General features: G+C 66.9%; 25 protein-coding genes and 1 tRNA gene. 8 read left to right on the forward strand and 18 right to left on the reverse strand.

Annotation, left to right across the window (positions count from 1 at the left end):
- Positions 1 to 90 precede the first annotated feature (90 nt).
- Positions 91 to 1,203 carry an endonuclease/exonuclease/phosphatase family protein gene (locus C7441_RS11860; RefSeq protein WP_109613040.1) on the forward strand — a complete coding sequence of 371 codons (1,113 nt, stop codon included), beginning with the start codon at positions 91 to 93 and terminating at the stop codon, positions 1,201 to 1,203.
- Between the two features lie 3 nt (positions 1,204 to 1,206).
- Positions 1,207 to 1,923, forward strand: a complete 717-nt coding sequence (locus C7441_RS11865; RefSeq protein WP_109613041.1) for a hypothetical protein — start codon at positions 1,207 to 1,209, stop codon at positions 1,921 to 1,923.
- 38 nt (positions 1,924 to 1,961) lie between these two features.
- Here C7441_RS11865 and C7441_RS11870 read toward each other — a convergent pair whose 3' ends face one another.
- From C7441_RS11870 to C7441_RS11880, 3 genes are read right to left on the reverse strand one after another with little or no spacing between them, the layout of a single operon-like run.
- A complete protein-coding gene (locus C7441_RS11870; protein WP_109613042.1) occupies positions 1,962 to 3,170 on the reverse strand; it encodes an ABC transporter permease in 1,209 nt (402 codons plus the stop codon).
- Positions 3,170 to 3,874: an ABC transporter ATP-binding protein gene (locus tag C7441_RS11875; protein ID WP_109613043.1), complete on the reverse strand. Its 705-nt coding sequence runs from the start codon at positions 3,872 to 3,874 to the stop codon at positions 3,170 to 3,172. The genes C7441_RS11870 and C7441_RS11875 overlap by 1 nt, the downstream gene beginning before the upstream one ends.
- A 4-nt stretch (positions 3,875 to 3,878) precedes the next feature.
- The gene (locus C7441_RS11880; protein WP_109613044.1) at positions 3,879 to 5,159 is read right to left on the reverse strand and encodes an efflux RND transporter periplasmic adaptor subunit; all 1,281 of its coding nucleotides are present in this window, start codon (positions 5,157 to 5,159) and stop codon (positions 3,879 to 3,881) included.
- A gap of 110 nt (positions 5,160 to 5,269) precedes the next feature.
- On the opposite strand from C7441_RS11880, the gene C7441_RS11885 reads away from it, so the two are divergent.
- Together C7441_RS11885 and C7441_RS11890 are read left to right on the forward strand one after the other, a co-directional pair.
- Positions 5,270 to 6,181, forward strand: coding sequence for a PhzF family phenazine biosynthesis protein (locus C7441_RS11885; protein ID WP_109613045.1), 912 nt, complete (start codon positions 5,270 to 5,272; stop codon positions 6,179 to 6,181).
- A 108-nt stretch (positions 6,182 to 6,289) separates the two neighbouring features.
- Positions 6,290 to 6,365, forward strand: a tRNA-Lys gene (locus tag C7441_RS11890).
- Positions 6,366 to 6,609: 244 nt separating this feature from the next.
- On the opposite strand, the gene C7441_RS11895 is transcribed toward C7441_RS11890, so the two are convergent.
- Positions 6,610 to 6,984, reverse strand: a complete 375-nt coding sequence (locus C7441_RS11895; RefSeq protein WP_019173998.1) for a hypothetical protein — start codon at positions 6,982 to 6,984, stop codon at positions 6,610 to 6,612.
- Between the two features lie 120 nt (positions 6,985 to 7,104).
- Positions 7,105 to 7,980 carry a DMT family transporter gene (locus C7441_RS11900; protein ID WP_109613046.1) on the reverse strand — a complete coding sequence of 292 codons (876 nt, stop codon included), beginning with the start codon at positions 7,978 to 7,980 and terminating at the stop codon, positions 7,105 to 7,107.
- Positions 7,981 to 8,114: 134 nt separating this feature from the next.
- Between C7441_RS11900 and C7441_RS11905 the strand changes: the two genes are divergently transcribed.
- A complete protein-coding gene (locus C7441_RS11905; protein WP_109613047.1) occupies positions 8,115 to 9,296 on the forward strand; it encodes a BaiN/RdsA family NAD(P)/FAD-dependent oxidoreductase in 1,182 nt (393 codons plus the stop codon).
- 121 nt (positions 9,297 to 9,417) lie between these two features.
- A complete protein-coding gene (locus tag C7441_RS11910; RefSeq protein ID WP_210205633.1) occupies positions 9,418 to 10,137 on the forward strand; it encodes an SH3 domain-containing protein in 720 nt (239 codons plus the stop codon).
- An 11-nt stretch (positions 10,138 to 10,148) separates the two neighbouring features.
- Here the strand turns inward: C7441_RS11910 and C7441_RS11915 are convergent, their stop codons facing one another.
- The 5 genes from C7441_RS11915 to cobA form a co-directional block, all read right to left on the reverse strand.
- On the reverse strand, positions 10,149 to 10,481 hold the full coding sequence (locus C7441_RS11915) for an ElaB/YgaM/YqjD family protein (RefSeq protein ID WP_109613049.1): 333 nt from the start codon (positions 10,479 to 10,481) through the stop codon (positions 10,149 to 10,151).
- Between the two features lie 85 nt (positions 10,482 to 10,566).
- Complete coding sequence (cobT, locus tag C7441_RS11920; RefSeq protein WP_109613050.1) at positions 10,567 to 11,577, reverse strand: nicotinate-nucleotide--dimethylbenzimidazole phosphoribosyltransferase; 1,011 nt, start codon at positions 11,575 to 11,577, stop codon at positions 10,567 to 10,569.
- A gap of 17 nt (positions 11,578 to 11,594) precedes the next feature.
- On the reverse strand, positions 11,595 to 12,359 hold the full coding sequence (locus tag C7441_RS11925; protein ID WP_109613051.1) for an adenosylcobinamide-GDP ribazoletransferase: 765 nt from the start codon (positions 12,357 to 12,359) through the stop codon (positions 11,595 to 11,597).
- Positions 12,360 to 12,362: 3 nt separating this feature from the next.
- The gene (locus tag C7441_RS11930; RefSeq protein ID WP_109613052.1) at positions 12,363 to 13,676 is read right to left on the reverse strand and encodes a cobyrinic acid a,c-diamide synthase CobB; all 1,314 of its coding nucleotides are present in this window, start codon (positions 13,674 to 13,676) and stop codon (positions 12,363 to 12,365) included.
- On the reverse strand, positions 13,673 to 14,458 hold the full coding sequence (gene cobA, locus C7441_RS11935; protein ID WP_109613053.1) for a uroporphyrinogen-III C-methyltransferase: 786 nt from the start codon (positions 14,456 to 14,458) through the stop codon (positions 13,673 to 13,675). Before cobA ends, C7441_RS11930 begins: the two co-directional genes overlap by 4 nt.
- Positions 14,459 to 14,511: 53 nt before the next feature.
- Here cobA and C7441_RS11940 point away from each other — a divergent pair, with 53 nt between their 5' ends.
- Positions 14,512 to 15,642 (forward strand): cobalt-precorrin-5B (C(1))-methyltransferase, encoded by a 1,131-nt coding sequence (locus tag C7441_RS11940; protein WP_170125098.1) that lies wholly within the window; start codon positions 14,512 to 14,514, stop codon positions 15,640 to 15,642.
- On the opposite strand, the gene cobM is transcribed toward C7441_RS11940, so the two are convergent.
- From cobM to cbiE, 3 genes are read right to left on the reverse strand one after another with little or no spacing between them, the layout of a single operon-like run.
- Positions 15,609 to 16,373, reverse strand: a complete 765-nt coding sequence (cobM, locus tag C7441_RS11945) for a precorrin-4 C(11)-methyltransferase (RefSeq protein WP_109613055.1) — start codon at positions 16,371 to 16,373, stop codon at positions 15,609 to 15,611. The two genes, C7441_RS11940 and cobM, sit on opposite strands and share 34 nt — an antisense overlap.
- The gene (locus tag C7441_RS11950; protein WP_109613056.1) at positions 16,370 to 16,768 is read right to left on the reverse strand and encodes a cobalamin biosynthesis protein; all 399 of its coding nucleotides are present in this window, start codon (positions 16,766 to 16,768) and stop codon (positions 16,370 to 16,372) included. Before C7441_RS11950 ends, cobM begins: the two co-directional genes overlap by 4 nt.
- On the reverse strand, positions 16,753 to 17,988 hold the full coding sequence (gene cbiE / locus C7441_RS11955; RefSeq protein WP_109613057.1) for a precorrin-6y C5,15-methyltransferase (decarboxylating) subunit CbiE: 1,236 nt from the start codon (positions 17,986 to 17,988) through the stop codon (positions 16,753 to 16,755). The genes C7441_RS11950 and cbiE overlap by 16 nt, the downstream gene beginning before the upstream one ends.
- 1 nt (position 17,989) lies before the next feature.
- On the opposite strand from cbiE, the gene C7441_RS11960 reads away from it, so the two are divergent.
- Complete coding sequence (locus C7441_RS11960) at positions 17,990 to 18,757, forward strand: cobalt-precorrin-6A reductase (protein ID WP_170125099.1); 768 nt, start codon at positions 17,990 to 17,992, stop codon at positions 18,755 to 18,757.
- Here the strand turns inward: C7441_RS11960 and C7441_RS11965 are convergent.
- The 5 genes from C7441_RS11965 to cobN are packed head-to-tail and all read right to left on the reverse strand — an operon-like array spanning position 18,721 to position 25,772.
- Positions 18,721 to 19,485 (reverse strand): precorrin-3B C(17)-methyltransferase, encoded by a 765-nt coding sequence (locus tag C7441_RS11965; RefSeq protein WP_109613059.1) that lies wholly within the window; start codon positions 19,483 to 19,485, stop codon positions 18,721 to 18,723. The two genes, C7441_RS11960 and C7441_RS11965, sit on opposite strands and share 37 nt — an antisense overlap.
- Positions 19,482 to 20,219: a precorrin-2 C(20)-methyltransferase gene (locus C7441_RS11970; RefSeq protein ID WP_109613060.1), complete on the reverse strand. Its 738-nt coding sequence runs from the start codon at positions 20,217 to 20,219 to the stop codon at positions 19,482 to 19,484. Before C7441_RS11970 ends, C7441_RS11965 begins: the two co-directional genes overlap by 4 nt.
- Positions 20,216 to 20,848, reverse strand: a complete 633-nt coding sequence (locus C7441_RS11975; RefSeq protein WP_109613061.1) for a precorrin-8X methylmutase — start codon at positions 20,846 to 20,848, stop codon at positions 20,216 to 20,218. The genes C7441_RS11970 and C7441_RS11975 overlap by 4 nt, the downstream gene beginning before the upstream one ends.
- A gap of 2 nt (positions 20,849 to 20,850) precedes the next feature.
- On the reverse strand, positions 20,851 to 22,332 hold the full coding sequence (gene cobG, locus C7441_RS11980) for a precorrin-3B synthase (RefSeq protein ID WP_109613062.1): 1,482 nt from the start codon (positions 22,330 to 22,332) through the stop codon (positions 20,851 to 20,853).
- Positions 22,329 to 25,772: a cobaltochelatase subunit CobN gene (gene cobN / locus C7441_RS11985; RefSeq protein ID WP_109613063.1), complete on the reverse strand. Its 3,444-nt coding sequence runs from the start codon at positions 25,770 to 25,772 to the stop codon at positions 22,329 to 22,331. Before cobN ends, cobG begins: the two co-directional genes overlap by 4 nt.
- Between the last annotated feature and the right edge of the window lie 11 nt (positions 25,773 to 25,783).

A 25,783-nucleotide genomic window follows, 5' to 3' on the forward strand; every position in this document is an offset into this window, starting at 1 on the left:
CGCGGTCTTGTGTTCGGGCGTGCTTGCAGGCAAAGCTGGGCGGACGGCTTCACGCCTTTTCGACCAGATCAACGGGTCCTGACTCGCTCCATGTCGCTGCGCATCGCCACCTTCAATGTCGAAAACCTCATGAACCGGTTCGACTTCTCCGGTTTTCGGAACCAGCTCAACCAGGACCGGACGCTCGCCCTGTTCGAGATCAAGGACGAGGCCGAATACAGGCGTCTCGAGCAGGCCCGCGCCATCGCTCATGCCGACGATGCGCGCCAACTCACCGCGCTGGCCGTCGCCGAGACGCGCGCCGACATCATCTGCATGCAGGAGGTGGATAATATCGAGGCTCTGAGGGCCTTCGAATATGGCTATCTGTTCAAGATGATCGGGCAGGGCTACCGCCAGAAATACACGACCGCCGGCAATGATTCACGCGGGATCGACGTGGCCGTGATGATGCGCACCGAAACCGCCGACGGCGAGCCGATCGAATTCGTGCGCATGACCAGCCATGCGCATGTGACCTTCGAGGAATTCGGCCTGCATACGCCCGAATTGACCGCGCTCGGCATCGAGCCCTTCGAGCGCATCTTCCGCCGCGACTGCCTGGAAGTCGATGTGAAGATCGCGGGACGGCCGCTCACCATCTACTCGGTGCATCTGAAGTCCATGACCGGCAGCCGCAACGGCCTGAGCGGCCGGGAAGGCTCCATGCCGATCCGCTTTGCCGAGGCAACGGCCGTGCGGCGCATCATCGAGGATCGCTTCGGCCGCGACCACGCAGGCGACAAGCGCTGGGTGATCTGCGGTGATTTCAACGATTATCGCCAGCGCACCGTCATTTCCGGGGATGCCTTTTCAGGCTTTCATTTCGAGGTTGTGAACGAAACCGTGTCGAGCCTCGATGTGCTGCTGGCCGACGGCTTTGCGCAGAATATCGTCGAGCGGCGGCCTGAGCTGGACCGCTGGACGCTCTATCACACGCGCGGACCGGAGGAGCGACATCTGTGTCAGCTCGACTATATATTGCTGTCGCCGGCGCTTGCCCGCGCGAATGCCGATGTGGTGCCGGATATCGTGCGCGGCGGGCAGCCCTGGCGAACCGTCTTTCCGCCCGGACAGGAGGTGGAGCGCTATCCGCGCGCCGGCTGGGACCGGCCGAAAGCCTCCGATCACTGCCCGGTCGCGGTAACACTCAGCATCAGGTGAGCCATGAGTTTCGATATTCCGCGCAATGTCATCCTGCCGGTCGATGCGGTGGATGTCCGGCTTGATCCGGGGCCGCATCCGTTCGAGAGCGAGAACGCCGGGGCGATCGAGCGCAACTGGCAGGCGGAGACAGCGGCCAATCCGGCGCTGTTCGACGGCACGGTGATGCTGCTTTCGCGGCTCGCCTACACGAACCGGCGGCTGGAAGGGCGCTGCCACGCCATCCGCTTCGCCACCTTCATGCTGTGGCGCAGGCACCAGCCGGTGCCGACGGCCGAACATGCCTTTGCGCATGCCATGCTTGTTTCGCGCGACAATGCGCTGGTGGCGATCCGCATGGGCGGCCACACCGTCAATGCCGGCAGCGTCTATTTCGCCGCAGGCTCGTTCGAGCCGGTGGATTTCGTCGACGGCGGGGCCGATGTCGATCTCAACATGATGCGCGAGGTGGAGGAAGAAACCGGCCTCGATCTTCGCATGGCTCGGCGCGAGCCGCTGTATCACGCGCTTTCGACCGCGCGCGGCACGGTGATCTTCCGCCGCTATTTCCTCGATGCCGACGCCGATGACATCGCGGCTGGTATCCGCGCCTTCGTGGCGGCCGATCCCGAGCCGGAAATCGTCGGGCCGGTGGTCATTCGCGGCAAGGATGACCTGCCCGAAGGCCTCAAGCCGCACATGCTGCCTTTGATCGACTGGCATTTTTCCAGGACGCAGTAGGCTTTCGTTACGACCCCTCCGGCACGAAGGACGGGGCGTTACTCATGCCGCAGGGCGTCGATAGGGCTCAGCCGTGCTCCGCGAAGCGCGGGGAAGAAGCCGAACACCATGCCGATCAGCGCCGAGAAGCCGACCGCGAGCAGGATGACCGGGATGCTCGGCGCGAAGGGGATGGACATCATTACCGCAGCGAGGCCGGCCAGCGACAGGCCGAGCGCGATGCCGATCAGCCCGCCCAGCAGCGACAGCACGGTCGCCTCCACCAGGAACTGGATGAGGATGTGCTTCTCATGCGCGCCGATGGCGAGGCGGATGCCGATCTCGCGGGTACGCTCGGTGACCGATACCAGCATGATGTTCATGATGCCGATGCCGCCGACCAGCAGGCTGACGGCCGCGAGCGCCCCCAGCATACCGGTCATGGTGGTGGTGGCGCTCGCCATGGCGTCGGCGATCTGGGTCATGTCGCGCACCTCGAAATTGTCGTCGGCGTCCGGGGCGATGCGTCGCGCGTCGCGCATGATCGTTTCGATGCTGTCCTGCACATCCGACGTGGCGTAGCCGTCCTGTGCCGCGACATAGATGGCGTCGATGTTGCGGTTGCCGGCGATGCGCCGCTGGAAGGCGGCAAGCGGCATCATGACCACATTGTCCTGATCCTGGCCGAAGCCGGAGGTGCCCTTGCTTTCGAGCACGCCGATGACCTTGCAACTCGTGCGGTTGACACGGATCGACATGCCGTCGGGATCGCCCGCACCGAAGAACTGCCGACGCACGGTCTCGCCCAGAATGCACACGCCGGTGCCGCCGCGCACTTCCGATTCGGTGAAGCTGCGGCCGGAAGCGATGTTCCAGTCGCGCGCGGTGAAGAAGTCGTTGTCGGTGCCGGTGATGCTCGCCGCGATGTTGTCGGCGCCATAGACGACGCGAACCGTGCGTTGCGAGGCGGCAGACACCGCCTTGGCGTTGGTCAGCCCCTTGCGCAGCCCGACAAGGTCCTTTTCCTCCAGTTGGCGTGGCGTGAAGGAGGCCAGGCCACCCCGCTCGGGCCTTGCCGCGCGCACCACCAGAAGATTGCTGCCCAGCTTGGAAATATCGTTCTTCACCTTCTGCGTGGTGCCCGAACCGATGGTGATCATGGCGATCACCGCCGCCACGCCGATGACGATGCCCAGCAGCGTCAGGAAGGAACGCAGCACATTGCGACGGATGGAGCGCAGCGCAAGCTTTACGGTTTCCCAGATCATCAGGCGGCCTCCCGGTTCATCTCGTCCGAGGCGATGTGCCCATCGAGGAAGCCGATGGTGCGTTTGGCATAGGCGGCGATGTCGGGCTCGTGCGTGACCATGACGATGGTGAGCCCCAGATCATTGTTCAGCCGCGTCATCAGCTCCATGATCTCGTGGCTGCGGGCGGTGTCGAGATTGCCGGTGGGCTCGTCGGCCACCAGAAGCATCGGCGTGGTGACGATGGCGCGCGCGATCGCCACGCGCTGCTGCTGGCCGCCCGATAGCTCCGCTGGCGTGTGGTTCTGGCGGCCGGCAAGCCCGACCTGCTCCAGCGCCTCGATGGCGAGCCTGCGGCGCTCGCCATGCGGCACGCCGCGATAGATCAGCGGCAGCTCGACATTTTCCACCGCGGTCGTGCGCGGCAGCAGATTGTAGCCCTGGAAGACGAAGCCGATATAGAGGTTGCGCAGAACGGCCCGGCGGTTACGGTCCAGCCGCCCGGCATCGACGCCCATGAAGCCGTATCGGCCGGCGGTCGGCGTATCGAGGCAGCCGATGATGTTCATGGCCGTCGACTTGCCCGAACCGGAAGGCCCCATGATCGCGACGAATTCGCCGCGCTGGATGGTCAGGTCCACGCCGGCCAGCGCATCTACTCGCGCCTCGCCCTCGCCATAGCTCTTGCGCACCTTCCCGAAGGTGATCAGCGGCTTTTCCGTCATGGCCTCAGTTCCGCGTCTGCGAGCCGGTGATGACGAGGTCGCCCATCTGGATGCCGGACAGGATTTCGGTGTCCTCGCCGTTGGTGGAGCCGGTCCTGACCCGCACCGGGCTGGGTTCGCCGTCCTTCAGCACATAGAGAGTGCGCGTGCCGTCCGCTGCGGCCTGGCGTTGACGCCCGCCGGGGCGGCCCATCCGCGGCATGAACATGTTCTGCAGGCTCCAGCCACGGCGCTCCTGAGTGGCGGGTGGGCGGTAGCGGAGGGCCGCGCTCGGCACGGTGATGACGTCGTTTGCTTCGCGGGTGACGACCGCGACGGTCGCCGTCATGCCCGGACGCAGCAGAAGCTCCTTGTTGTCGACATCGAAGCGCGCGTCATAGGTGACCACGCCCTCGGTGGTGACGGAGGCGTATGCGATGTCGCGGATTTCGGCATCGAAGCGCTTGTCGGGGAAGGCATCGACGGTGAAGCGCGCCCTCTGGCCGGGGGTGACGGAGCCGATATCGGCCTCGTCGATCGCCGCCTTCAGTTCCATCTGCCTGAGATCGGCGGCAATGACAAACAGAACAGGGGCCTGCAGCGAGGAGGCGACCGTCTGGCCCGGATCGACCGAGCGGGTCAAAACGATGCCGTCGATCGGCGCATAGATGGTGCTTTTTTCGAGATCGGCCTGCTGCAGCTTCAGATCGGCAATCGCGATGGCCAGATTCGCATCCGCGCTGGCGACGGCACTGTCGGCGCGGTCGCGCGCGGCCTGCGCGCTTTCCAGCGCCTGCTCAGCCACCATGCCGCGCTGGGCAAGCTGCCTGGACCGGGCCAGGGCCTGTTCGCTTTCCTTCAGCGTGGTGCGGGCATCGGTCACCTTGGCCTCGGCCGCCTTGACGGACGCTTCGGCGCGCTCGATCTGCGCCACGAGGCGGGTCGTGTCGAGCTCGGCCAGCACGTCGCCCTTGCGCACCTGCTGGTTCTCCCGCACGGCGACGGCGCGCACGACGCCCGAAAGCTCACTGGAAATATCCACCTGCGTCAGCGGTTGCAGCGTGCCTGTCGCCGATACCTCAACGGTCAGGTTGCCGGTTTCGGCCGGGACGGTGGTGTAGGTGATCTTCGCGGACGAAGGCGAAGCCCAGAAATAGGCGCCGATGCCGCCGGCCACCGCCAGCGCGCAAAGCGCATAGAGCCAGCGGCGGTCACGCCTGCGCGTGCCTGTCTTGCCGTTCAGTCCGAGTGCGGCCTCGATGCCGTCCGGAGTTTCCGTCATTGGCCGATTGACAACCTGGTCCATGGCGGCCCCCTATATTCAAATGTCCCAACAGTGCGACAACTCGTGGCTGCGGGTCGCGATTACAAGTTAAATTTCGCTCATGTTGGGATGCAGGCAAGGGAACAACGGCCATGAAGGGCAGGAGATATCTGGTCTATGACGTGTTCACGCAGGAGCGATTGGCCGGAAATCCGCTCGCTGTCGTGCTCGATGCGGAGGGGCTGAACGAGGTCGCGATGCAAAAAATCGCACGCGAGTTCAACTATTCCGAGACGACGTTCGTCTCCCCGCCGGCCGCGCCCAGGCACAAGGCGCGCGTGCGCATCTTCACGCCCGCCTTCGAACTGCCCTTTGCGGGCCACCCCACCGTGGGCACGGCGATCGCGCTGGCGGAACTGGCCGCACATGACGGCACCGACCAGCTCATCGTGCTGGAAGAGAATATCGGCCTCCTGCGTTGCGCGGTCTCGCGCGCGGATGGCGGCAGCTTCGCCGAGTTCGACCTGCCGGAAATGCCCCGCGCGCTCGACCTCGGCATCGAGCCGGAAGTGGTGGGGGCAGCGCTCGGGCTCGGGCCGCATGAGATCGGCTTCGAGAATCATCGCGTCGGCCTGTGGACGGCGGGCGTGCCCTACATCACCGTGCCGGTTTCGGGCATGGACGTCATCGGCCGGGTCCGGCTCGATAACGAGGCCTGGATGGACCTGTCGCCGAAGCGCGGCGACGGCAAGGCGGCCAGCGCCTATGTCTATACGCGCGATACCGTGCGCCACGACAGTTCGTTTCATGCGCGCATGTTCGTTCCGGGCTGGCCTTCCTATGAGGACCCGGCGACCGGCTCTGCTGCTGCGGCCTTCTCGGGCGCCATCGCGCGATTCGACAAGCTGGACGAGGGACCGAACCGATTCTGGATCGAACAGGGCATGGAAATGGGCCGTCCTTCGCGAATCCGACTCGAAATCGATGCCGAGGGTGGAAAAATGATTGCCGCGCGCATCGGCGGACATGCCGTGAAAGTGGCGGAAGGCCTGCTTTTTGCGTGATCGGGCGGAGAGTGATCTGAAACTTTCGCGACAAATGTAAAATTGAGGGTGGACAGGCCGGAAAGCTATGGCTATATCGCGCCCATCACCGGCGCGCCGGTGGCGAGTGGGTGTGTAGCTCAGTTGGTAGAGCAGCTGACTCTTAATCAGCGGGTCCACAGTTCGATCCTGTGCACACCCACCATTTTCTTCCCGCAATAAGCAATCCGATCTACGCCTTGGGCGCGAATGTTCGCGCTTTTCCTCAAGAGAGGGCGATCGCTGAACTGCCATGCCTGGCGCTGGCTTTGCCCCGCCAGACCATGATGCCGAAAGGTGTGAAGCGGTTTTCGGACGACATCATGGCCTGCCGATTGATCTTGTCGCATGTGTGCGGCGCCAGGTGATTCCACTTGGCTGCAACATACTCTAGCGGAGCAAAGCGCCGTTCACCCGCAGGGGGTTACGATGGCGCGTTTGCCGGCACGCGACAGGAAGGTGATGTGCAGCGATTTGTCCACAGGCGAGATGGTCACGGCCTCCTCGGACGTTTGTCCTTCGCCCTCGCAGGCAAGCGACGCCGTGAATGTGCCCTGAAAATTGTTCAGCCGGGTGATGGCGCATTTGTTCTCGCGGCTGTCGAACCGGTCCTGTGAGATCGAGAAACGCCCGCCAGCAGGGCTGCACCATGTGCCGGTGATCGGCGTGGCATCCACGGGCGGGGGCGGGGGCGGCGTAGCGGCAACCTTTTGCGATCCGGTTTCCGAACAGGCCGCCAGCAGCGGAAATACCAGTGCGAGAGCGGCGAGCTTCGGTTTGTGCATGATACTGTCCCTCCTTGTTTTCGACATGATTCGCGAGACTGCGACCTGCCTGCCAGCAGGGAAAGGCGAAACCGGGGCACGAGAACGCCGCAATTCCTGCGAATCACCCATGGGACGCTTTCAGGCCGGTGCGGTCGGGCGCAACTGCCGGCTGCCGAGGTTGAAGAGATTGCCGCAGAGGATGAGCGCGGTGCCCGCTGCCGTGTAGATGTCTATGACTTCGGCATAGACGAGGAAGCCGAGCAATGCGGTGAGCGGCACGCGCAGGAAGTCCATCGGCATCACCACCGTCGCATCGGCGTGGGAGAGGGCGCGCGCCATGCAATAATGCGAATAGGAGCCGGCGAAGGCGATCACCACCACCCAGGGCCAGACCTGGGCCGAGGGCCAGCGCCAATCGTACAGGGCCGGGACGATGCCGATGACTGACTGGATGACGAGCATCCAGAAGATGATCCGCACCGCGCTTTCGGTGCGGGTGAGCGATTTCACCAGAACCACCGATATGCCGAAGGTAAGGGCCGCGCCCAGCACCACGAACTGCCCCGGCTCTATGCCGGCGGTGCTCGGGCGCACGATGACCGTGACACCGGCAAGGCCGAGGACGATGGCCGCCGTCTTCCAGCCGTTCATGCGCTCGCCGAGAAAGATCATGGCCAGCAGGGCCGTCCAGATCGGCGTGGTGAACTCGATGGCGATGACCTGCGCGAGCGGGATCAGCGTGATGGCGTAGAGCCAGGCGAATTGCCCGGCATAGTGGGCCACGTTGCGCGCAAGATGCTGCACGGGCCGCCTGGTTTTCATCGCGGCAAGCCCGCCGGCACGCCAGACCAGCGGCGCCAGCAGCGCCAACCCGATGAGCGAGCGCATTTCCATGACCTGGAAGAGCCCCAGTTCGCGCGTCGTCTCGCGTCCCGAAACCGTCATGAGCAGCGTGCAGGTGAGCGAGCAGCCCATCCAGAAAGCGGCTTTTGCGATCGATTGGTTGGCGGTCATGGCGCTGATATGCGGCCGTCTCCGGTTTGCGGCAATCGTGCTCCTGGATCATTCGCATGGGCCAGCGGCAAGGCGTCACTCCCTTTCATCGCCATGTTGGTATAGGAGACCGGCACGGTAAAGGAGCGTGGCGTTTGGAAACAGTCGATGTCGTGGTGATCGGGGCGGGTGCGGCCGGCATGATGTGCGCCATCGAGGCGGGCAAGCGCGGCCGCTCGGTGCTGGTGGTCGATCATGCGCCAAAGCCCGGCGAAAAGATCCGCATTTCCGGTGGCGGCCGCTGCAACTTCACCAATCTCAACGCCAGTCCGAAGAATTTCCTGTCGCAGAACCCGCATTTCTGCATTTCGGCGCTCAGCCGCTACACGCAGCGCGATTTCATCGGGTTGGTCGAGCATTACGGCATCGCCTATCACGAAAAGACGCTCGGGCAGCTTTTCTGCGACGGTTCGGCCACGCAGATCATCGCCATGCTGGTCGGCGAGATGAAGCGCCATGGCGCCGAACTGCGGCTCGCCACGCGCGCCGAGCACATCGAAAAGGTCGATGGCGGCTTCCTGCTGGGAGTGAATGGTACCAGGCTGCGCTGCCAGTCGCTGGTGGTGGCCTGCGGCGGCAAATCCATCCCCAAGATGGGTGCGACCGGTTTCGGCTATGACATCGCCGCGCAATTCGGCCTGCGGGTGTTGGAAACGCGACCGGCGCTGGTGCCGCTGACCTTCGACCAGAACACGCTGGCGCGGCTGAAGCCGCTGGCGGGCGTGGCAGTGGAGGAGGCTGCCGTCTCCTGCGGCAAGACGGCGTTCAGGGAAGCCATGCTGTTCACCCATCGCGGCATCAGCGGGCCGTCGATCCTGCAGATCTCGTCATACTGGCGCGAGGGCGACGAGATCGGCATCTCCATGCTGCCGCAAACCGACCTGTTCGAAGCGCTGCGGCAGGCGCGCGCGGCCAACGGCCGGCAGGCGTTGCAGACGGCGCTGGCCGCGCATCTTCCCAGGGCGCTGGCGCAGTCGATTGCGGAAGAGGCGAACCTGCCCGGCAATATCGCCGACATTCCCGACAGGCAGTTGCGGCGCGTGGCGGAGATGGTGAATGGCTGGCGCATCAAGCCCGCCGGCTCGGAAGGCTATCGCACTGCCGAGGTGACGCTGGGCGGCATCGATACGCGCGACCTCGATTCCAGGACGATGGCGGCGCGCTCGGTGCCCGGCCTCTATTTCATCGGTGAGGTTGTGGACGTCACCGGCTGGCTCGGCGGCTATAATTTTCAATGGGCATGGTCGTCCGGCTGGTGCGCGGGGCAGGCGGCCTGACGAAAGCTTCCGCGTCAACCGCCTTTTAAAACCTTCGCGCCATGGTGTGGCCATGGCTGGATTCGCGCTTCCAAAACTCAGATGGCTGTTGATCGGTGCCGTGGGTGCGGGCATATGGGCAATGACCCAGGAGCCGCCCGCGCAACGCAAGACGCAAACCCATCGCCCTGTTGCAACGGCCCCGCACAAGGCCGATCCGAAACGGCAGAGCGCGGCGGCGGTCGCGCCGGCGCAGAAACCGGCTGCGAGCCCGACGCCATCCACGCCGAAGGCGATCGTGCCTCCGTCCATGCGCCCGTCCGAACTCGTCACCAGTTCGGTCACGCGGCCGGAGCATCCGCTGCCCAGGCAGGCACCCGACAATGCGCTCTACACCACGACACGGGTGAACATGCGCGGCACCGCCGGCGTGAGCGCGCCCATCGTGGCGACGCTGAATGTCGGCGAAGCGGTCAAGCCGATCCTGCGCGACGGTAAATGGCAGCTCGTCTCGGCGCGCGGCCGCAAGGGCTGGATCCTTGCCGACTATCTTCATCCGGCAAGCCCGGAGGCACCGCGCCCGAGCGCCGGGGTGGGGGCAGCCGGCAAGCCCGTTGCGCAGGCGGCCGTGCGAACCGTGCCGCCGGCGTCGATCCGGCCGCAGGGCTATACGCCGCCGCGGCCGCAGACGGATGCGCTGTTTTCGGGTGTGAAATCACTGTTCGGCGCGCGCAAGCCCATACGCGCACCGCAGGAAGGCGATTGCCAGTGCCCCTACGATCTCATGATAGACGGCTCGCAATGCGGCGAGCGCAGCGCCTATAGCAAGCGCAGCCGCCGCGCGGTGCAATGTTACCTGTAGGCGGCTGACGGTCAGCGGCGCATCAACAGGCCGGCAACGAGGCCGAGCACCGCAAGGCCCACCACCGCCGTGGCAACCGGATTGTCGCGCGCCACCTTACGCATCTCGCGGCCGTGCCTCTGAAGATTGGGAACGGCATCATGCATGCGCGACATGAAGTCGTCGTAGAGATCGGTTGCGTGATCGCGAAACTCCGAGGCGTGTTCGCGGGAATCGGCAAGGGCCGCCGCGCCGCGCTTCGACAAGGCTTTCTTCAGCGACGAGACTTCGTGGCGCAGGCTGGCGATCTGATCTTCCAGATCGTCGGTCATGTTATCGCGGAGCTTGGAGAAAGTGGAAGCCATTCGGAAAATCCTCGTTTGGGGTGATGGCACCACAACGGCAGTTCCGCCGATTGGTTCCCCAACCCGCAGAGGGCACCGGGAAGCGCTATTTCTCCGAAACGCCGGCTTCGGCGAAGCTCGCCATGCCCGCATGGCATTCGAGCGCCGAGCGCACGATGTTGACCGCAAGGCAGGCGCCCGAGCCTTCGCCGAGCCGCATGCCGAGATCGAACAGCGGGTTCAGTTCCAGCGCCTCCAGCAGCGCGCGATGGCCCGCCTCGGCCGAGACATGGGCGGCAAGCACGTGTGCGAGCCCTGCGTTGTGGAGTTTTGCCAGCGGTGCGACGGCTGCGGTGCAGACGAAACCGTCGAGGAGCACCGGCACGCCGTGCCGGCGCGCGGCAAGCGTGGCGCCGAAGATCGCCGCAAGCTCGCGCCCGCCGAGAGCGGCTGCGACCTTCAGCGGGTCGGAGAGGGAGGCTGCATGCAACGAGAGGCCCTTTTCGATGGCCGTCACCTTGCGCTTCAGCCCCGCATCGTCGACGCCGGTGCCGCGGCCCGTCCATTTTTCCGCGCCGCCGCCGAAAAGTGCAGCCGCGATGGCCGCCGCCGGCGTGGTATTGCCGATGCCCATTTCGCCGAAGCAGATCAGGTCGGTGTCCTTGCCGACCGCCTCGTAACCGGCCGAGACGGCGGCGAGGAAGTCCTCCTCGTCCATCGCCGGTTCCTGCGTGAAATCACCGGTCTGGCGTTCGATCTCGAGCGGCACCACCGCCAGTTCGGCTCCGGCGATGCGGGCGAGCTGGTTGATGGCAGCCCCTCCGCCGGCGAAATTCGCCACCATCTGCACGGTGACTTCGGAAGGGTAGGCCGAAACGCCCTGCGCGGTGACGCCATGCGAGCCGGCAAAGACGATCACCTTCACCTTGTCCAGCCTGGGCATGTCGCGGCTCTGCCAGCGCGCCAGCCATGCGGCAATCGCTTCGAGCCGGCCGAGGCTGCCTTGCGGCTTTGTCAGCATGTCCTGACGGCGGACGACGGCTTCGGCCGCCGCATCGCTGCCCATGGGCAGGTTTTCGCAGGCAGCGCGCAGGTCGTCGAGAGAAGCGAAGGTCATCGTGGGGCTCCGATAGGTCAAACAAGGATTGCGCTTGCCGCAAGCAGGACGAGGATTTCCGCGCCCTGCTGCAGCGCGCCGACGGTGTCGCCGGTGTGGCCGCCGATCTGGGCGAGGCACAACCAGCGCAGGAAGAGGAACCAGAGGACGAGCAGGGCGGCGACAGCCACCGCACCGGACAGGCCGAGCAGAAGCAGGGCGATTGCGCCGATCACCGCGCCGATCACTGCAACTTCGGCGGAAGGCGCGCCGGCATCGGCCGCCAGCCCTTTGGTGCGGGCGGAGGGCAGGAAATGCATGAAACCGGGGATGAGCGCGCGCGAGGCGGCATGGGCGGCGATGAGGGCGCTGAAGATTTGCGCCACGCCGGCAAGTTCGGAAAGGGCGCTCCAGCGCAGCAGGATCGAAAGCGCCAGCGTGGCGACGCCATAGGTGCCGACGCGGCTGTCGCGCATGATCTCCAGCTTGCGCTCGGGCGTGTGGCCGCCGCCGAAACCGTCTGCGGTGTCGCCAAGGCCGTCCTCGTGCAGGCAGAAGGTGGTGAGCATCGTGGCGCCGAGCGCCAATGCCGCCGCCGCGCCGGCGGCGAGCCCGAGCCATGTGGCGATGGCGAAGACGCCGCCGCCGATCAGTGCCACCACGACGCCCACGATCGGTGCGGCCCATAGCGCGGAAGACAGGCTGCGGCCGTTGAAATCGAGATGCGGCAGCGGCAGGCGGGTCAGGAAGACGAGCGCGAGGGCGAAGTCCCTGGCCGCCTTGTCGAAAAGCCCGCCGCCCACCGCTCAGCCTCTCGCGATTGCGTGGAAGAAAGTGCCGCTGACATGGCCGCGACGGCCGCCGGCCGCGCCCAGCGGGTTGCCCTGACCATCCGCCAGTGCGGCGAGCTTTTCGTCCGAGCCGTGCGAGACGACCTGCGCATAGTGGAACTCATGGCCGCGCACGAGCATGCCTTTCTGTCCAAGCGGGCAGTCGGCCAGCAGCGTCGCCTGCCGGTAGCCGAGGTTCATCTTGCGCCTGGCGAAGCTGGTGGAGTGGCCGAGCAGGCCAAGCATTTCATGGGTTTCGCCATCAGCGTCCACCAGCGTTTCGCCGAGTGCCATGAAGCCGCCGCACTCGCCATGGACCGGCCGCGTCGCCGCGAAGGCACGCATGCCTGCGCGAAAATTCTGCGCGGCGGCCAGCGTGCCTGCATGCAGTTCCGGGTAGCCGCCGGGCAGCCAGCAGGTGTCGCAATCGTCGCGCGGGGCCTCGTCGGCCAGCGGCGAAAACGGCACGATCTCCGCGCCCGCTTTGCGCCAATGGGCGGCGACATGCGGATAGACGAAGGTGAAGGCGGCGTCCTGCGCCAGCGCGATGCGCTGGCCGGGCGGCGGAAGCGCATCGGAAAAATCAATGCCTCGCGGTGCAAGCGGCGTCATCAGCGCCATGATCGCTTCGAGGTCGAGCGAGCGCTCGGCCATGTCGGCGAGGCGGTCGAGATGCGCCATCAGATCGGCATGCTCGCCTGCCTGCACCAGTCCGAGGTGGCGTTCGGGCAGCGCCAGCGCGGTGTCGCGCATGACGGCGCCGACGACAGGCAGGCCGATCGCCTCGATCGCCTCGCCGGCCAGCCGCAAATGGCGCTCGCTGCCGAGCCGGTTCAGAACCACGCCGGCAATGCGCACTTGCGGATCGTAGGTGGCAAAGCCTTTGGCGATGGCCGCGGCCGTCTGCGACTGTCCCGACACGTCGAGCACCAGAAGCACCGGCAGGCCGTAGAGCCGGGCAAGGTCGGCGGCCGAGCCCGAGCGGCCGGGCGCTCCCGGAATGCCGTCGAACAGGCCCATCGCGCTTTCCAGCACGATCATGTCGGCCTGCGACGCGGCATTTGCCGCCAGCGCGTTGAGGAGCGCCGGCGACATCGCCCAGCTATCCAGATTGACGCCCGGCCGGCCGGTGGCGGCGTGGTGGAAGCCGGGGTCGATATAGTCGGGACCGGACTTCGCGCCGCCGACGCTCAGGCCTCGCCGCGCCAGCGCACGCAATATGCCGATGGTGACGCTCGTCTTGCCGGAACCCGAACGCGGGGCGCCGATGATCAGGCCGCGCGCGCTCATGGCTGCCCCAGCAGTTCGGCACGCATGGCGACGATGCCGCCGACAACGATCAGCGCCGGTGAAACGACGTTTTCGCGCTCTGCCGCCTCCACCAGCTTGCCGAGCGTCGTGGTCACGGTGCGCTCTTCGGGCAGGGAGGCGTTTTCGACCAGCGCGGCCGGCGTTTCGCCGGGAAGGCCCGCCGCCAGAAGTTCGGCCACGGTTTCGGCCATATGCGTCAGGCCCATATAGATGACCATGGGCTGGCCGGTGCGGGCAAGGGCGGCCCAGTCCGGTCGGTCGTCGGAGACGGCGGCAAAGCCGGTGGCCAGGATGATCGCGCCATTGACGCCGCGCATGGTCGCCGGAATGCTCGCCGAGGTCAGGCCGCCGAAGGCCGAGGTGATGCCCGACAGCACCCGCCAGGGAATGTTTTCGCGGGTCAGCACCAGCGCCTCTTCCGCGCCACGGCCGAAGATGAAGGGATGGCCGCCCTTCAGCCGCACCACCTTGCGCCCCTCGCGCGCCAGCTTCACCAGAAGCGCGTTGATGTCGTCCTGCGGAATGGAAAGCCTGCCGCCGCGCTTGCCGACGAAGAATTTCTCGGCCTGGCTCGCAACCGCGACGATTTCCGGCGACACCAGCGCATCATGCACGAGGGCGTCGGCCTGATCGAGCGCGGACAGCACATCGAGCGTCAGCAGGCCGGGATCGCCCGGACCCGCGCCCGCCAGCCAGACATGGCCGGGTTCGAGCACCTTCGGCTCATGCTTTAAACGTGAAATAGCTTTTTCGAGACTCATGAATGCCGCTTTCGACGATGACGCGGAGCGTCGCCAAGCCTATAGATTGTGCCATGACCGCCGAACAAGCTCCCTCCGAAGAAGCTCCCCTGCGTCGTGGCTGGACCACGGGTGCCTGTGCCACCGCCGCAACCAAGGCGGCCTGTACGGCACTGTTGACCGGCAATTTCCCCGATCCGGTGGAGATCACGCTGCCCGGCGGCAATGCGGTGAGCTTCGCGCTGGCGGTTTCCGAACCGGGCGAGGGGGAGGCGATGGCCGGTATCGTCAAGGATGCCGGCGACGATCCCGATGTGACGCATGGCGCGCTGGTGAAAAGCAGGGTGCGGCGTGGCGCGCCAGGCAGCGGCGTTGTGTTCCGTGCCGGGCCGGGCGTCGGCACAGTGACGCGGCCGGGCCTGCCGATCCCGCCGGGCGAACCGTCGATCAATCCCGTGCCGCGCAAGATGATCGCGCAGGCGGTGCATCAGATCGCCGGCGAGAGCGCCGATTTCGAGGTCGAGATTTCCGTGGTCGGCGGCGAGGAGATGGCGCAGCGAACGCTCAACCCGCGTCTCGGCATTCTCGGTGGCATCTCGATACTGGGCACGACCGGCATCGTCATTCCCTATTCCTGCGCGGCCTGGATCCATTCCATCTATCGCGGCGTCGATGTGGCGCGCGCCATGGGCTTTACCCATGTCGCGGGCTCCACCGGCAACGCGTCCGAACTGGCGGTCCAGAAATTGCACGGCCTGCATGAAGTGCAGCTCATCGACATGGGCGATTTCGTCGGCGGCATGCTGAAATATATCCGGGCGCACCCCGTTGCGCGCGTCACCATTGCGGGCGGCGTGGCCAAGATGACCAAGCTGGCGCAGGGCATGCTGGACGTGCATTCCAACAGGGGCAGGGCCGATCTGGAAGGACTGGCCGCCGTTGCCGCGGAAGCCGGCGCGAGCGAGGAGCTTGCCGCGCGCATAACGGGTGCCAACACCGTGGCAGAGGCCTTTTCGCTGGCTCTGGCCGAGGGCGTTCCGCTTGGCGATGCCATTGCCGCAGGCGCGTGGCGCACGGCCGCGCCAGTCTTGAAGAGCGCGGACATCGAACTCGAAATCCTGGTCTTCAACCGCGAAGGCGAGTTGAGGGGGCATGCGCCCTTCGCGCCCGTTCATAGCGTATCGCGTCCCCTGAACCGGCGCTGATAGTCGGGATCGTAAAGCGAGCTTTCGCGAAAATCCTGTGTCGCAAGCGATGGCCCGACGAAGATCAGCGCCGTGCGCTCGATCGGGTCTTCGGCCAGCTTTGCCGCAATCGTGCCGAGCGTGCCGTGCAGCACGCGCTCATCCGGCCAAGAGGCATGGAACACGATGGCCACCGGGCAATCGGCCCCATAGAGCGGCGTCAGTTCCTCCACCACGCGGTCGATGGCGTGGATGGCAAGATGGATGGCAAGCGTCGCGCCAGTCGCGCCGAAGGCCGCCAGATTTTCCTTTTCCGGCATGGGCGAGGCGCGGCCGGAAATGCGCGTCAGCACCAGCGATTGCGCCACCGCCGGAATGGTCAGCTCGCGGCCTAGTGCCGAAGCGGCCGCGGCGAAGGACGGCACGCCGGGTGTCATCGTATAGGCAATGCCGTGGCGCTCCAGGCGGCGAATCTGCTCGGCCACCGCGCTCCACACCGAAAGGTCGCCCGAATGCAGGCGCGCGACGTCCTTGCCCTCGTCATGTGCCGCCAGATATTCGGCTTCGATCTCGTCGAGCGACATCGGCGCGGTGTCGACCAGTTTTGTCCCCGGCGCGCAATAGGCGAGCAGTTCGGGCGCGACGATCGAGCCGGCATAGAGGCAGACCGGGCAGCTTGCCAGCAGGTCGCGGCCGCGAACGGTGATGAGGTCTGCGGCTCCGGGGCCGGCGCCAATGAAATGAACCGTCACGCTTTGTCTCCACTGATGGCGATGGCGCAGGTGACCGCCTCGCGCACGATGCGGGGGCCGAGCAGCCGCGAGCCCGGACCCGCCGCCGCAAGTGCCGCCGCTTCCGAAAGCGAGGGCGCGCCGGTCGCTTCCAACGATAGTTCCGAATGCGTCCGGGCGCGTTTGCCGGCTTCGGCCAGTTCGGCGTCGCCGACGATGATGATGGCGCGGCGCAATTGCCGGCCTGCCTGAAAAATCGCGTCCTCGTGCTGCTTCAGCTTGCCGGTCGCCAGCGCGTCGAGCCGGGCAATGTCGAGGTCGTGCACGCCCAGCGCGGTGTTGATCGCCCCCAGAACCTGTTCCCTGCTGACGCCCTTGCGGCTGCCGATACCCGCCACGATCATGGTTTTGTCCATGACCATTGCGTGACCGGCATGGCCGGGCGCCAGCCCTGCATGGTGCCGACCGGAACCGCGCGCGACACCGACAGGCGGATCAGTTCGCCGCCATGGCGCGCTTGCAGCGCAAGCAGCAGCGCTTCCATTTCAAGCGTCACCGCGTTGGCGACCAGTCGTCCGCCCGAGGGCAGGGCGGCGATCGCCGCGTCCATGACGCCGGGTTCCGAGCCGCCGCCCCCGACGAAGATGGCATCCGGCGTCGGGAGGCCGGCAAGCGCTTCGGGCGCGCGGCCTTCCACGACCGTCAGGCCGGACACGCCGCAGGCGCTGGCGTTGCGGGCAATGCGGGCGGCGCGTTCGGCATTGGTCTCGATGGCGATGGCGCGCATGGACGGATCGCGCAGCATCCATTCGATGGAGATGGAGCCGGAACCGCCGCCGATGTCCCACAAAAGCTCGCCACGACGTGGCGCGAGCGACGACAGCGTGACGGCGCGGATCTCGCGCTTGGTGATCTGGCCGTCATTTTCGAACAGCTTGTCCGGCATGCCGGGGGCGAGCGGTAGGATGCGTGCTTCAAAATTCGATTCAACCTCTACCGCCAGCACGTTGAGCGGATTGATGTTTTTTAGGTCGAAGGTGTCGGCGATCGTCGTCGTCAGGCGCTCGGAGGGGCCGCCCAGCGCTTCCAGAACCGTCAGCCGCGAGAGGCCGAAGCCGAGTTCGCGCAGCAGCTTTGCCACCGCCGCCGGACCGTCGCCGTCGGATGTCAGCGCCAATATATGCGCCTTCGGGTGCAGCAGCGGCCGGATGAGGTCAATGGGCTTGCCGTGCAGCGACACCGTCCTGACGTCCGGCAATGCCCAGCCCAGCCGCGAGGCCGCGAGGCTGAAGGCGGAAGGCGCGGGCAATACGCGCATTTCGGCAACCGGCACATGGCGGGCAAGCGTGGTGCCGACGCCATGGCAGAACGGATCACCAGAGGCGAGCACGCAGACCGGGCGGCCGGAGAACGCCAGCACGGCCCGCATGCCGGCATCGAACGGCGCTGGCCATGGCTTGGCCGCGCCTGTCACCAGCCCGTCCACCAGCGCCAGATGCCGCTTGCCGCCGAATACGACTTGCGCTGTCGCAATGCAGCGCTTGGCCTCGTCGCCAAGACCCTCTACACCATCCTCGCCGATGCCGACGATGGTCAGCCAGCGCGCAGCGGCGGAGTTTTCTCGTTCAGCAGGCATGATGACCCACCGCATTCTGATACTTGGCGGCACCACGGAAGCCCGGCAGCTTGCCGGCAGGCTGGCCGTCCGCGCCGATCTTTCGCTCACATTGTCGCTGGCCGGCCGCACGCTTGATCCCCTGGCGCAGCCCGTGCCGGTGCGCAGCGGCGGTTTCGGCGGCGCCGAGGGGCTGGCGCAATATCTGCGTGACGAGCACGTCGACCTGCTGATCGATGCCACCCATCCTTACGCGGCCAATATTTCGCGCAATGCGGCGCAAGCCGCCACGCTTGCCAGCGTGCCGATCCTTGCGCTGCGCCGTCCGGGCTGGGAGGCGGTCGAGGGCGATAGCTGGAAACTGGTCGAAAATGCCGAAGAAGCGGTCGCCGTGCTGGGCGAAAAGCCGCGCCGCGTGTTCCTGGCGCTCGGCCGGCAGGAGATCGCCGCCTTCGAGAACGCGCCGCAGCACGCCTATGTCATCCGCAGCGTCGATCCGGTCGAGCCGCCCTTGGCCGTGCCGGACGCCACCTACATCCTCGCGCGCGGCCCCTTTGCGGAAACCGACGAGCGCGAGCTGCTCTCCACCGGTCGCATCGACGCCATCGTCGCCAAGAACAGCGGCGGGGCGGCCACCTATGGCAAGATCGCGGCCGCACGCGCACTCGGCATCGAGGTCATCCTGTTCCGCAGGCCGGACCTGCCGCAGGTGCCGCATGCCGAAAGCGTCGCGGAGCTGGCCGGCATGGTCGATCATTGGCTGGCACCTGCCGAAAAGCGCGGCGTGTAGACCAAGGGGCGCTGGCCATTGCGCTCGACGATGCGGGTTTCGGGCGAGCCGATCATCACGCAGGTGGCCATGTCGGCCTGCTCGGCACGGGCCTGCGCCAGCGGCGTGATCTCGATGCGCTCGTCGGGCCGGCCGGCGGCGCGGCCGAAAATGACGGGTGTGGTGCCGGGCAGGATGCCGCGCAGCTTCTCCAGCGCCTCGCCAAGCTGCCACGGGCGCGCCTTGCTGATCGGGTTGTAGAGCGCGATCACGAAGCCCGCGCCCGCAGCCGCTTCCAGCCGCCGCAGGATCAGGTCCCAGGGCTTCAGATTGTCCGAGAGCGAGATGGCGCAGAAATCATGGCCCAGCGGCGCGCCGATGCGGGCTGCGACTGCCAGCATGGCGGTGACGCCGGGAACGATGGTCAGTTCGATGTCGCGCCATTCGGCGGGACCGGCCTCGATCGCCTCGCAGACCGCCGCCGCCATGGCGAAGACGCCGGGATCGCCACCCGAAACCACCGCGACGCTGGCGCCTTGCGCCGCCTGCTCAAGCGCCGCGTTCGCACGCGAAAGCTCCTCGCGATTGTCGGAGGCGATACGGGTCTGGTCGGGACGCAGGTTCAGCCGATCGACGTAAGGGGCGTAGCCGTAGAAAAATTTTGCTTCGGTCGCAGCCGCACTGGCCTCCGGCGTGATCTGGCCGGGATTGCCGGGGCCTAGCCCGATGACGAAAAGACGCCCGCTCATGGCCGCTCCTCCCAGCCGGGAACCAGCACGATGGCGAAGTATGGCGCGGTGTCGTCGGCCTTTTCAGCCAGCGGCGTGGAGGCGGTGTTGGCCATGGTGGCGCGCTCGACATACATCGCCCGCTCCAGCTTGCCGGTGGCGGCCAGCGCGCGGCGGATTTTCGGCAGGTTGCGCCCCACCTTCATGATGACGGCGGCGTCCGTGTCGGCCAGCCGTCGCGAAAGTTCGAACTCGCTCATCGTGCCGGGCAGCACGCTCAGCACGTCGTCACCCTGCACGATGGGCAGGCCGGTCTGCGACCAGCAGCCGGACATGGCGGTGACGCCCGGGATCACCTCGGTCGGATAATGCTGCGACAGCCGCACATGCAGGTGCATGTAGGAGCCATAGAACAGCGGGTCGCCCTCGCTCAGCACGGCCACCGTGCGACCCGCATCGAGATGCCCGGCCACCGCGCGTGCCGACTCTTCATAGAAGCCGGTGATCGCGGCCTTGTAGTCGGCGTGGTCCTTGTCGATCTCGGTGGTCACCGGATAGAGCAGCGGCAGTTCGACGATGCCGGGCTTGAGATGCCCGGAGATGATGGCGCGGGCGTTGCCGTTGTTGCCGCGCTTGGCGAAATGCGCCAGCACGTCTGCCTCGCCCAGCGCGCGAACGGCTTTCAGGGTCAGAAGCTCGGGATCGCCGGGGCCGGTGCCGACGCCGATGAGGCGGCCTTTGGGATGTGCGTTCACAGTCCGGGCCTCGCCAGTGCGTTGAGGGCGGCGGCCGTCATGGCGCTGCCGCCGAGGCGGCCACGTACGATGGCATAGGGCACGCCATAGGAATTTTCCGCCAGCGCGTCCTTGGATTCGGCCGCGCCGACGAAGCCGACCGGCATGCCGATGATGGCGGCCGGCTTGGGCGCGCCGTCGCGCAGCAGTTCCAGCAGATAGAAGAGGGCGGTCGGCGCGTTGCCGATCGCCACCACCGAGCCTGCCATGCGGTCGAGCCAGAGCTTGATCGCGGCGGCGGAGCGGGTGTTGCCGATTTCCTGCGCCAATGCGGGCGTGCGCTCGTCGCGCAGGGTGCAGATTACCTCATTGTCGGCGGGCAGGCGGGCGCGGGTGACGCCGCGCGACACCATCTCGGCATCGCAGAAGATCGGCGCGCCGGCTTTCAGGGCCGCGCTGGCAGCTTCTACGAAGCCCGGGCCGAATTCGAATTTTTCCGCCGCCTCGACCAGGCCGCAGGCGTGGATCATGCGCACGGCGACATCGGCCTCGGCTTCGGAAAAGCGCGACAGGTCGGCCTCGGCGCGAATGATCGCGAAGGAGCGCTCGTAGATCGCCGTGCCGTCGTGAATGTAATCGTATCCCGCCATATCTATCCTTGCTGAAAAGCCACTGCCAGCCGGGTTTCGCCGAGCCGCGCGATGCACTGTGCCGTGGTCTCGCCGGGGCGGCGCTCCTGTTTCAGAAGCGTCGCGATCCGGCGGAAACCAGAGGCGAGTTCATAGCCCGGCCTGTACGCGGCCGGAAGTCCCTTCGCCGTCCCGTCAACGACAAGTCCGGCTCCTTTTTCGCCGCCTACCAGGGTGAGGGCCGCGCGGGCCGGATGTGCGCAGCCCTTGGCGCAGCCGGAAATGTGCAGCGTGACGGATGGATCGAGTGCTGCGCCGCTGTCGCGGGCGATCTCTTCGGCCACCTCGCGCGCGGCGATGCGGCCCGAGGCGCAGGCCGGCGCGCCGGGACAGGCGGCGATCATGCGGCGCGGATCGAGCGGGTCGGTGACGAAGCCGAGCGAGGCTGCTTTGCGCTGCAACTCCGCGCATGCGGATCGCGATAAACCAAGAATCAAAATGGCGCGCTGCTGTGAGAAGCGGATTTCGCCGGCGCCCGATGTTTCTGCCGCGCGGCAAATGGCGATCACCCTGTCAGCCGGCATGTGGCCGAAGGGCAGGCCGAGGCCGAGCGCGGTGATGTCGCGAAGCTGGAGAATGCCGACCGGGGAAGGGTGCTCTACGTTGCTTCCCTCTGTCCTGCCGGACATCTCCCCCACGAGGGGGGAGATCTGCCGGCCGCACTGGCCCTGCTCAGTCTGCGATGCTGACCATTTCTCCGGCATGGACCATTGGCAAAGGTCGCGATGACAGCCGATCTCCCCCTCTGTGGGGGAGATGTCCGGCAGGACAGAGAGGGGCGCGAAGGAACTCACCCTCTGCAGGAAACTCGTCAAATCGTCTGACGGCAAATCCCGCGCCCGTGCCTCGCGGCCGCGCCCGGCAATCGCCTCCAGTATCGCCAGCGCGGCGTCACGAGCATCGGTCTCGGCAATCGCTCTGACCGGCGTTGCAGTACTTGCGTCGCCAGCGACCGCCAGCAGCCACTGGCCGGATGCGAGCGCGGTCAGCCGCACATCGGCCTGCACGGTGTTCATGTTCAGCCGGCCGCCGCCATCGACCACCACGGACACTTTTGGTCCGAGCCGCGCGCCAAGCCCGGCCGCGTCGATGGCGTCGCGGATTCTGGCGGCGAGTAGGGAGGGGTCGGCAATTTCGTCAGGGTCCAGGCTTGCGAGCGGTCCCGTCTCCACCGGCACGCCGGTGCGCACGGCGATACCCAGCGCATCGACCTCGGCCGCCAGCAACGGCGCGCTTTCGGCGGTGAGCCCCCGAATCTGCAGGCTGCCGCGCGCCGTCACTTCGACCACGCCATTGCCATGCCGCAGCGCGGATTCGCAGAGTCCGATCAATGCCTTGGGCGACACTCCTCCAGCAACCGGATTGAGCCGCACGAGAAGACCGTCCCCAGTCTGCATGGGGGCCGAGAGTGCCGGGCAGGCGCCCCTGCGCGAAAAGCCGCTCACGCCGCCGCTCCCAGCGCTTCGGCCTCAGCGATCAGGCTGGCCAGATCGTCGTCGATAGAATTGCGCAACGGGTGCCACAGGCCGCGCCGGCGCGCCGAAGCAAACCGCTCGGCGATTACCTTGGCCGCGGCCGGGTTCTCGCGCAGCAGGAAGGCGCGCACCGCCTCGTCGCCGAGATAGGCGTCGTGCACGGCCTCGATCAGCGCGCCGGGAATGGCATGGGTGGTTTCGGCAAAGCCCACCAGCCGGTCGACCGTTTCGGCGAATTCGGAGGCGCCGCGCGGCCCGTGGCGCATCTGGCCCTCGATGAAGCGCGGATTGATCGCGCGGGCGCGCACCACGCGCGCCACCGCCTCCGTGATCGAGCGCGGGCGGGGGCGCGCCGGATCGGTGGTATCGAGAACGATCACGTCGGCATTGTTGCCGAGCGCGGCGAGTGCTGCCGAAAAGCCGCCGATGAAGGCGACGTCGGCCGAGCCCTCGAGGATGTCGCGGCCGGGGTCGTCGCCGCTGTGCACCAGAAGGTCGGCTTCGGCAATGCGTGTCGCAAATGCGCCGGGCGCGGAAACCCCTTCGCCGGTCGCACCGCCATAGGCGTGGGAGGTGGCGTCGAGATAGGCGCGGCCGAGCTCGGCGCGGTCCTGCCAGTCGCCGCGCGCCAGCATGTCCTCCAGCCCCGCGCCATAGGTGCCGGGCGAGGAACCGAAGATGCGGGCAGGGGCCTTGCCGCGCGCGCGCGCTTCTGCGGCCAAGGGGTTCTCGGACGTGTCCTCGTCGCGTGCGGCCACGGCCGCCGCCGCTGCATCGATCAGCGCGATCTGGGTCGGGAACATGTCGCGGAACAGGCCGGAAATGCGCCAGGTCACGTCCACGCGCGGCCGCCCGACCGTTGCCGGCGGCAGCACCTCGATGCCGGTGACGCGGCCGGTGGCGGCATCCCATTGCGGGCGGCAGCCCATCAGGAACAGGCCTTGCGCGATCTCCTCGCCGCCGGTGCGCAGCGAGGCACTGCCCCACAGGTCGATGACCAGCGAGCGCGGCCAGTCGCCATGGTCCTGCAGATAGCGCGTCAACACCTCCTGCGCCGCCGCGCGGCCGAGGTCGAAGGCCGTCGGCGTCGGCATGGTGCGCGGATCGGCGGTGAACAGGTTGCGGCCGGTGGGCAGTACATCGGTGCGGCCGCGCGCCGGCGCGCCGGAAGGACCGGCGGTGATGTGACGGCCGTCGAGTGCCGCGATCAGCGCCGAGCGTTCGCTTTCCGCGCTTTGGCGGCGCATCTCGTCGGCCTCGCCTTCGGCGGCGCGGCCATAGATGTGCAGCCCGTCCTTGACGGCAAAATCCTTGAGGTCGCAGAGCCAGGCATCGATGCGCCGCAGCGCCTCGTCCGGCTCGTCGCTTCCGGCGACGCCGGCCTCGGCGGCAAGGCCGGTCTGCGAGGCGGTGTCGACGATCAGCTTCGCCAGCCGGTCGCGGCGGCGGCGGTCCAGCCCGTCGGCCTGCGCATATTCGTCCACCAGCCGCTCCAGCGTCTGCTGGTGCTCGTCCAGCCCCGCATGGGAAAGCGGTGGCGGCAGATGGCCGAGCGTGACGGCCGAAATACGCCTTTTGGCCTGGGCTGCCTCGCCCGGATTGCTGACGATGAAGGGGTAGACCACCGGCAGGCCGCCGGTGACGATTTCGGGAAAGCAGTTCTGGCCGAGCGCCACCGTCTTGCCGGGCAGCCATTCCAGCGTGCCGTGCGCGCCCACATGCACCAGCGCGTGGCAGCCAAGGCTTTCGCGCAGCCAGAGCCCGAAGGCGATCAGTTCGTGGCGCGGCGGCAAGGTCGGATCGTGATAGTCGGCGCGGCGGTCGGTCGAGCGCCCGCGATCCGGGGCAAGTGCGACGGTGATGTTGCCGAAGGTCGCGGCGCGGAAGGGGAAGGATGGGCGAGTGTCGTGCTCTACGACGCAACAACCTATCTCGCCAACTGCCGTACCCCACGCCGCCTCGACCGTCGCCCGCGCGTCTGCCGGCAGTCCGGTGGAGAAGTGCGCATATTGCTCAAGGCTCAAGCCGTGGTCGCAGCGCGCGAGAAGGTCCAGCAGCTCGCGCGGCGATTCGGGAATCCCTTCAACGTGATAGCCGTCGGCCTTCATGTCGTGCAGCATGGCGAGCACGCTGGACGGCACGTCGAGGCCGACGGCATAGCCGGTGCGGCCCGGCGCGCTCGGATAATCCGGGATCAGGATCGCCACCTTGCGCGTCGCGCGCGGTTCGCGCCGCAGGCGCAGGAAGGCGGCGATGCGGGCCGCCACCTGTTCGACGCGGTCGGGTTCGGGGCGGTTGGCGAGACCCTTGAAGGCAAGGGCGCTATCCGTCTCCATCTCGGCCTTGAACGAGATCGCGCCGGCAAGGATGCGCCCGTCGAGCTCGGGCATCACCACATGCATGGCAAGGTCGGCTGGCGCCAGCCCGCGCTGGTTTTCGGCCCAGGCGTCGCGGCGCGTGGTGGCGACGATGACCTGGAACACCGGCGCGCCGGCACGGTCGAACAGCGTCTCCACGCCTGGCTCGGCACTGCTGGCAAAGGCGGTCGCGGTAACGATTGCCGCAGGCTTCAGGCTCGCCAGCGTGGTCTCCACGAAGGCGAGGGAGGTTTTGTCCTTCAGGCTGGAGACGAAGATGGGAACAGGCGCGATGCCCTGCGTGCGCAGCGCGTCGACCAGCGCGTCGACAGGCGCGATATCGGCTGCCAGCAGCATCGAGCGGTAGAACAGGATCGGGACGATGGGGGTTGTTTGATTTTCGGCATCGAGTCTTGTCGTGCCTCCCTCTGTCTTGCCGGACAGAGGGAGGCGTGAAGAAACGAAATCCTCTCCGAAAGGAGCGGGCCGCTCCACCACGCCCTTGCCGGGCTCGTAATACCCGGCCTTCGGCACCGTGACCGGCTGCGCCGCCACGCCCTGGCCGCCGGCAAGGCCGGCCAGATGGCGCATCAGGGCGCGCATATTGTCCGGTCCGCCCTCGCGGAAATAGGCGAGCAGCAGGTCGAGTTTTTCGCGCGGCAGCGTCGAGCACTCGATCAGTCGCTGGTCCTCGTCGTGGCTTTCGCCCGGCAGCAATGCGAGGTGGACGTTCCTCTCGCGGCAGATGGCGGCCAGCCGGTCGCAGCCATAGCGCCACCAGTCATAGCCGCCGAGGATGCGCACGAGGATGATTTTTGCATGCGCGGCCACGCTGTCAGCCCACAGGTCCACTGACATCGGGTGGCGCAGGTCGCGAAGTGCTGCCAGCCGCATGGAGGGCAGGGTGTCCGCTTCCTGCCGCCACGCCGCCGCGAGCCCGGCCAGATCGCTGTCGGTGAAGGACAGAGCCACGACATCCGCCGGCGTCTGCCGCAGATCGACCGGCTCGATCAGATCGTCGAGCGAGGCGGATGTCGTGGTCAGTATGTGCATGACGATATCCG

It is taken from the genome of Pseudaminobacter salicylatoxidans (assembly GCF_003148475.1).
GTDB classification, from domain to species: domain Bacteria; phylum Pseudomonadota; class Alphaproteobacteria; order Rhizobiales; family Rhizobiaceae; genus Pseudaminobacter; species Pseudaminobacter salicylatoxidans.

Bases quoted from the DNA above. Each gene is read 5' to 3' on its own strand.
- C7441_RS11870 (WP_109613042.1), bottom strand. From the start codon at position 3,170: ATGATCTGGGAAACCGTAAAGCTTGCGCTGCGCTCCATCCGTCGCAAT.
- C7441_RS11900 (WP_109613046.1), bottom strand. From the start codon at position 7,980: ATGACCGCCAACCAATCGATCGCAAAAGCCGCTTTCTGGATGGGCTGC.
- C7441_RS11960 (WP_170125099.1), top strand. From the start codon at position 17,990: ATGACCCACCGCATTCTGATACTTGGCGGCACCACGGAAGCCCGGCAG.
- C7441_RS11915 (WP_109613049.1), bottom strand. From the start codon at position 10,481: ATGGCTTCCACTTTCTCCAAGCTCCGCGATAACATGACCGACGATCTG.
- C7441_RS11880 (WP_109613044.1), bottom strand. From the start codon at position 5,159: ATGGACCAGGTTGTCAATCGGCCAATGACGGAAACTCCGGACGGCATC.
- cobN (WP_109613063.1), bottom strand. From the start codon at position 25,772: ATGCACATACTGACCACGACATCCGCCTCGCTCGACGATCTGATCGAG.
- C7441_RS11885 (WP_109613045.1), top strand. From the start codon at position 5,270: ATGAAGGGCAGGAGATATCTGGTCTATGACGTGTTCACGCAGGAGCGA.
- C7441_RS11865 (WP_109613041.1), top strand. From the start codon at position 1,207: ATGAGTTTCGATATTCCGCGCAATGTCATCCTGCCGGTCGATGCGGTG.
- cobT (WP_109613050.1), bottom strand. From the start codon at position 11,577: ATGACCTTCGCTTCTCTCGACGACCTGCGCGCTGCCTGCGAAAACCTG.
- C7441_RS11950 (WP_109613056.1), bottom strand. From the start codon at position 16,768: ATGGACAAAACCATGATCGTGGCGGGTATCGGCAGCCGCAAGGGCGTC.
- C7441_RS11930 (WP_109613052.1), bottom strand. From the start codon at position 13,676: ATGAGCGCGCGCGGCCTGATCATCGGCGCCCCGCGTTCGGGTTCCGGC.
- cbiE (WP_109613057.1), bottom strand. From the start codon at position 17,988: ATGCCTGCTGAACGAGAAAACTCCGCCGCTGCGCGCTGGCTGACCATC.
- C7441_RS11875 (WP_109613043.1), bottom strand. From the start codon at position 3,874: ATGACGGAAAAGCCGCTGATCACCTTCGGGAAGGTGCGCAAGAGCTAT.
- cobA (WP_109613053.1), bottom strand. From the start codon at position 14,458: ATGAGTCTCGAAAAAGCTATTTCACGTTTAAAGCATGAGCCGAAGGTG.
- C7441_RS11975 (WP_109613061.1), bottom strand. From the start codon at position 20,848: ATGGCGGGATACGATTACATTCACGACGGCACGGCGATCTACGAGCGC.
- C7441_RS11895 (WP_019173998.1), bottom strand. From the start codon at position 6,984: ATGCACAAACCGAAGCTCGCCGCTCTCGCACTGGTATTTCCGCTGCTG.
- C7441_RS11965 (WP_109613059.1), bottom strand. From the start codon at position 19,485: ATGAGCGGGCGTCTTTTCGTCATCGGGCTAGGCCCCGGCAATCCCGGC.
- C7441_RS11860 (WP_109613040.1), top strand. From the start codon at position 91: ATGTCGCTGCGCATCGCCACCTTCAATGTCGAAAACCTCATGAACCGG.
- C7441_RS11940 (WP_170125098.1), top strand. From the start codon at position 14,512: ATGACCGCCGAACAAGCTCCCTCCGAAGAAGCTCCCCTGCGTCGTGGC.
- C7441_RS11910 (WP_210205633.1), top strand. From the start codon at position 9,418: ATGACCCAGGAGCCGCCCGCGCAACGCAAGACGCAAACCCATCGCCCT.